The following is a 5,149-nucleotide window of genomic DNA, read 5'->3' as shown; positions in this document are numbered from 1 at the left end:
CCCCTCCGCCAGGACCTCCTCCGGGCCCCGGAGGACCGGGTCCTGATCATCACCTGGTGGCCCGCACCCGACGCCGACCAGCCCCCCGAACTCCCCGAACTCCCCGATCCCCCGCCGCATCTGACCGCCCGCCCGGTCCACCGCTGGCGCTTCGAGGCGGTGGAGTAGCGGGCGGTCGGGACCGGGCGAAGGACAGGGAGCAGGCCGCCGGGCGGGTCCGGCGCGGCCAGGTCGGCGATCGCGTTGTCCTGGACGGTGTCAGGAGCTTGTGAGGATGACGAGTTGCTGGGTCGCCCGGGTCATCGCGACATAGCGGTCGACCGCTCCTTCGATGCCCTTGCCGAACGTCTCCGGGTCGATGAGGACGACCAGGTCGAACTCAAGCCCCTTCGACAGCTCCGGAGTCAGCGACCGGACGCGGGAGGTCGCCCGGAACGCGGGATCGCCGATGACACAGGCGATCCCGTCGGCGTGTGCCGCGAGCCAGTCGTCGAGGACCGAGTTCAGCTCGGACACGGATCCGTGGACGACGGGGATGTCGCTGCCGCGGATGGAGGTCGGCACATTGGCGTCGGGGAGCGCGGCCCGGATGACCGGCTCGGCCTCCGCCATGATTCCTTCCGGTGTCCGGTAGTTGATGCTCAGGGAGGCCACATTGATCCGGTCGAGCCCGATCCGCCCCAGCCGCTCCTGCCACGACTCCGTGAACCCGTGCCTTGCCTGGGCGCGGTCACCGACGATGGTGAAGCTCCGCGACGGGCAGCGGAGCAGCAGCATCTGCCACTCGGCGTCGGTCAGTTCCTGGGCCTCGTCCACGACGATGTGCGCGAACGGCCCGGCGAGCAGGTCCGGTTCGGCGGCGGGCAGTACGGTCTCGTCGACCAGGCTGACCTCGGCGTCCTTGCCGCGCAGCATCGTCACCAGGCCCTCGCCGTCGTCACCGTCGGCGCCGGAGTCGGCCGCGGCGTCGATCAGGTTGTCGACGACCCGCGCCATGTGCTCGCGCTGGGCGGCGAGGACGGCCTCGTTCCGGCGCTTGCGCCGGGCCGCCTCCGGGTCGCCCAGCCGCTGCCGTGCCGCGTCGAGGAGGGGCAGGTCGGACACCGTCCAGGCATGGGGGGCCTCCTTGCGCTGAAGCTTTCCGACCTCGTCGGGGCCCAGCCAGGGAGCGCACATCCGCAGATAGGCGGGGACCGACCAGAGGTCTCCGACGAGATCGGCCGCTTCGAGCAGCGGCCACGCGCGGTCGAAGGCCGTGAGCAGCTCCCTGTTCTGCCGCAGTGACGTGCGGAGCAGGCCGGGCGGGATGTCGCCGTCGTGCGCGTCCACCAGGATCGTGAGCAGCTCGTCCCAGACCTGGTCGCGCGCCTCGTTGTGCGGAGTACCGGGTTCTGCCGCGTCGAACGCCACGGCCCAGTCGTCGGCGCTCAGCCAGATGTCGGACCAGTGGGTCGTGACCGTCATCCCCTTGGCGGGCGGCTCCTCGTAGAACCTGACGGCCTTCTCGATCGCCTTCACCATGTCCGCGGACGACTTCAGGAGGGCCACGTCCGGGTCGGTCTCGGTCGCTGCCGCCGCTCCTTCGGCGACGAGGTCCCGCAGGACGCAGGTCTGTACGCCCTCTTCTCCGAGGCTGGGCAGGACGTCGGACACATAGGCCAGATAGGGCCGGTGCGGACCGACGAACAGCACACCGCCGCGGCGGTGACCGAGGCGGGGGTCGGAGTAGAGGAGGTAGGCGGAGCGGTGCAGAGCGACGACGGTCTTCCCCGTACCCGGACCGCCGTCGACGACGAGAGCACCACGGGATCCGGCCCGGATGATGGCATCCTGGTCGGCCTGGATGGTGCCGAGCACGTCTCGCATCCGTGCCGACCTGTTGCCGCCGAGGCTGGCGATGAAGGCGGACTGGTCGTCGAGCGCGGCGTGCCCTTCGAGCCCGTCGGCGGTGAACACCTCGTCCCAGTAGTCGCTGATACGGCCGCGGGTCCAGCGGTATCTGCGGCGGCTCGCCAGCCCCATCGGGTTGGCATGGGTGGCTCCGAAGAACGGCTCGGCGGCGGGGGAGCGCCAGTCGAGCAGCAGCCGGCGCCCCGAGCTGTCGGTGAGGCCGAGCCGTCCGACGTACACCGGCTCGGGGCTGTCGGCGCCGACCATGTGTCCGAGGCACAGGTCCAGACCGAAGCGGCGCAGGGCGCGCAGACGACCGGTCAGCCGATGGATCTCCGCATCCCGGTCCATCGCCTGCCGCCCCATGCCGCCGGGCGCCCTGCGCTCGGCGTCGAGGCGGCCGGACAGTTCGGCGATCGTCTGCCGAAGGCTCTGTGCGATGGCCGCGAAGTGCTGCTCGTCGTCGGCGATCAGTGTTGTGGCGGCTTTGGGGGAGAGATGGCCGGGGAGGTCGAACGCGCTGGTGGCCGGGGGGTTTCCGGCATCAGCTCCGAACAGCGAACTCACTTCGTGAATCTCCCGTTTCCGCAGGTTCTGGGCTTGGGCCAGTGATTCTGCGGTACGACCTGGGCCTTGCCGCAAGCCCCCTGGTGCGCTATAGGTTGAGAGTGGCGGGGGACCCTGACAGGCCCTCATCGGCGCCCTGCGATGCGCACCGCTACCCTCTGGCCAATGATCAGCAGGTTCAGCCCTTCCGCTGCCTACGCCGCCACCCGTCTTCCGGAGCCCCCGCCGCCCCTCCATCTCCGTACGTGGCCCGACCACGAAGCGCTGCTCGCGGACCGGGCCGCCGCCCTGGCCACGCTGACCGTGCGGCGGCTCGGGATCGGCCGGCTGGTGCTGCTCTGGCTGCTGGGCGCGGTCGGCGTGGTCGGCTGGGCGGCCGTCGGACTGGCCATCCAGAGTTTCGAACAGGGCGGTCTGGGCCAGGTGACCGGTCTGGTGGCACTGTTCCTCGCGGCCTTCCTGCTGATACCCGCCGGGGTCGCGCTCGGCTTCTGGCTGGAGCGGGGCCGTACCGTACGGCTGCTCCTGGAGGCCTGGGCCGACCTTGCCCGGGACCCCGCGGTGGACGGACGCGTACGGGCCCATCGCCGGTGTGTGCTGTGGCTGCTGCCGTCCTTGGCGCTCTGCCTGCTGGGGGTGTGGGCGACGTCCTCCGCCTGGTCCTCCGCCACTACGGGACCCGGTTCGGCCACCGTGGGTGAGACCGTCTACGCGCTGGGTCTCGGCCTCACGGTCCTGGCGACCGGGGTGCTGGGCGCCGTCCAGTCGTACGCGCATCAGAGCTGGTCGGGGCGGTTCCTCAGCCCGGTCCCCGAACGCTGGGGCGGAGGCGCCCACCGCTGAGCCGGTGCCCGGGTGACCGTCCTGTCCTGAGTTCCGCGAGTGTCCGTCCTATCCTGAAGGGAGAACGCATGCGCCATTCACGGTGAAGGGGCGGCGGATGGAATGGCTCTGGTGGATATTCGTCTTCTTCATCGTCGGCGGCTTCGGCTGGATCGCCGACACGGGCCGCACCGCGCTGCGCACCCGGCATGAGCGCCGAATCGAGCTCCTGAGGCTCGATGAGAAGGAACGGCTGGCCCTGGAGCAGGCCCACAAGCCCCCGGTGCCGGTCTGCGGCTGCACACACCACCTTGCGAAGCATGACAAACGGGGCAAGTGTCATGAGGATGTGGAGGTGGCGACGGAGTGGGACGAGAACAAGAAGCCACTCCGCTACGAACGCAGGCAGTGCAACTGCCAGCAGTACATCGGCCCGCAGCCGCTGTCGCAGATCTACGCGGACGACCTGACCGACCTCCAGTAAGCCCCCAGCGGCCCTCTCGCGCCCGCCCCACCGGCCCTCGCCCATGCCTCCTGCCCGTGGCCCGGACCGGCCCCCTCACGCCTCCACCGGATGCCCCAGCAGCATCATCGGGGCGCCTGCCACGCGGGTCAGGAAGACCGTCGCCGAGTGCGGGCCCTTGAGTTTGAGCCGGCGCCGGAGTTCCTCCGGTTCCACGGCCGAGCCGCGCTTCTTCACCGTCAGGATCCCGACTTCGCGTTCGCGCAGCAGGGCCTTGAGCCTCTTCAGCCCGAAGGGGAGTTCGTCGGTGATTTCGTAGGCGGTGGCGTACGGGGTGGGGCGCGGCTCGTCGGCCGTGATGTACGCGATCGTCTCGTCCAGCAGGCCGCCCTCCAGCTCCTCGGCCACCTCGGCGACCAGGTGCGCGCGGATGACGGCGCCGTCCGGTTCGTACAGGAAACGGCCGAGGGCGCGGACGGGCGGGTCGGGGAGGCCGCGGCCGGTGAGGGTCACTGCGGGTCGGCCGGGGGCGAGCAGGGTGGCGCGGCGGGCGCCGGGGGTGACGGAACCGGGCGTTCCGCCGTGGCCGTACCAGAGCACCGCCTCCTTGACGTCCCCGGAGTCCGAGATCCACTCGGCCTCGAAGTCGTCGGGGATCAGCTCGTGCGGAATGCCGGGCGCGATCTTGACCGCGCCCGTGCCGGCCCGTCGTACCGCCTCGACCGCCCACGACAGCGGCGGTGAGTAGGCCTCCGGATCGAAGATCCTGCCCCGGCCGCCGCGCCGGGCGGGGTCGATGAAGACGGTACGGGCCCCGGTCAGGTCGTACTCCAGGACATCGGCGCGCGTCACCGTCGCGGGCGGCGAGGCCGGAGCAGGCGGAGTGGCCGGCGTGTCCTGGGTGGTCGGACTGGCCGAAGTGGCCTGCGCGGCCTGAGCCGCCGGAGCCAGGGTGCGCAGATTCGCGGCGGCGATCTCGCAGGTCAGCGGGTCGAGATCGACAGCCGTCACGGCGAAGCCCGCGCGGGCCAGCTCGACCGCGTCGCCGCCGATGCCGCAGCAGAGGTCGGTGATCCGGCGCTCCGGGGCCAGTGCGCGGAACCGGGCGGCCCGGTGGGCGGCGACGGTGGACCGGGTGGCCTGTTCGATTCCGTTCGGCGTGAAGTACATGCGGTACGCGTCCTCCGCGCCGAATTTCGCCACCGCGCGCTGGCGCAGCCGCGCCTGGGTCAGCGCCGCCGAGACCAGCTCGGCCGGGTGCTCGCGGCGCAGCCGGGTGGCGACGGCGAGTTCCCCGGCGGGGTCGTGGTCGCGCAGCTCGGCGAGGAGCGCCTGACCCTCGGCGGAGAGCAGCGGAGCCAGCAGCGGGGAAGCGGCGCCGGGGGAGGCGGGGGCGCTGAGGTGAGA

Annotated in this window: 4 protein-coding genes; 2 read left to right on the top strand and 2 right to left on the bottom strand. The window is 71.5% G+C overall.

What is annotated here, in order from left to right; all coding sequences use genetic code 11:
- Window positions 1-258 precede the first annotated feature (258 nt).
- The gene (helR, locus tag WH07_RS34250; protein ID WP_232789159.1) at window positions 259-2,457 is read right to left on the bottom strand and encodes an RNA polymerase recycling motor ATPase HelR; all 2,199 of its coding nucleotides are present in this window, start codon (window positions 2,455-2,457) and stop codon (window positions 259-261) included.
- 165 nt (window positions 2,458-2,622) lie between these two features.
- On the opposite strand from helR, the gene WH07_RS39245 reads away from it, so the two are divergent.
- Together WH07_RS39245 and WH07_RS34240 are read left to right on the top strand one after the other, a co-directional pair.
- Complete coding sequence (locus WH07_RS39245) at window positions 2,623-3,300, top strand: hypothetical protein (protein ID WP_046508810.1); 678 nt, start codon at window positions 2,623-2,625, stop codon at window positions 3,298-3,300.
- 97 nt (window positions 3,301-3,397) lie between these two features.
- Window positions 3,398-3,763 carry a hypothetical protein gene (locus WH07_RS34240; protein WP_046508807.1) on the top strand — a complete coding sequence of 122 codons (366 nt, stop codon included), beginning with the start codon at window positions 3,398-3,400 and terminating at the stop codon, window positions 3,761-3,763.
- Window positions 3,764-3,838: 75 nt separating this feature from the next.
- On the opposite strand, the gene WH07_RS34235 is transcribed toward WH07_RS34240, so the two are convergent.
- Window positions 3,839-5,149: class I SAM-dependent methyltransferase (locus WH07_RS34235; RefSeq protein ID WP_046508805.1), on the bottom strand; the 1,311-nt coding region annotated here is incomplete at its 5' end.

This window comes from Streptomyces odonnellii, from assembly GCF_000981895.1.
Lineage (GTDB): Bacteria > Actinomycetota > Actinomycetes > Streptomycetales > Streptomycetaceae > Streptomyces > Streptomyces odonnellii.
This window is presented reverse-complemented; position numbering and strand designations above follow the sequence as displayed.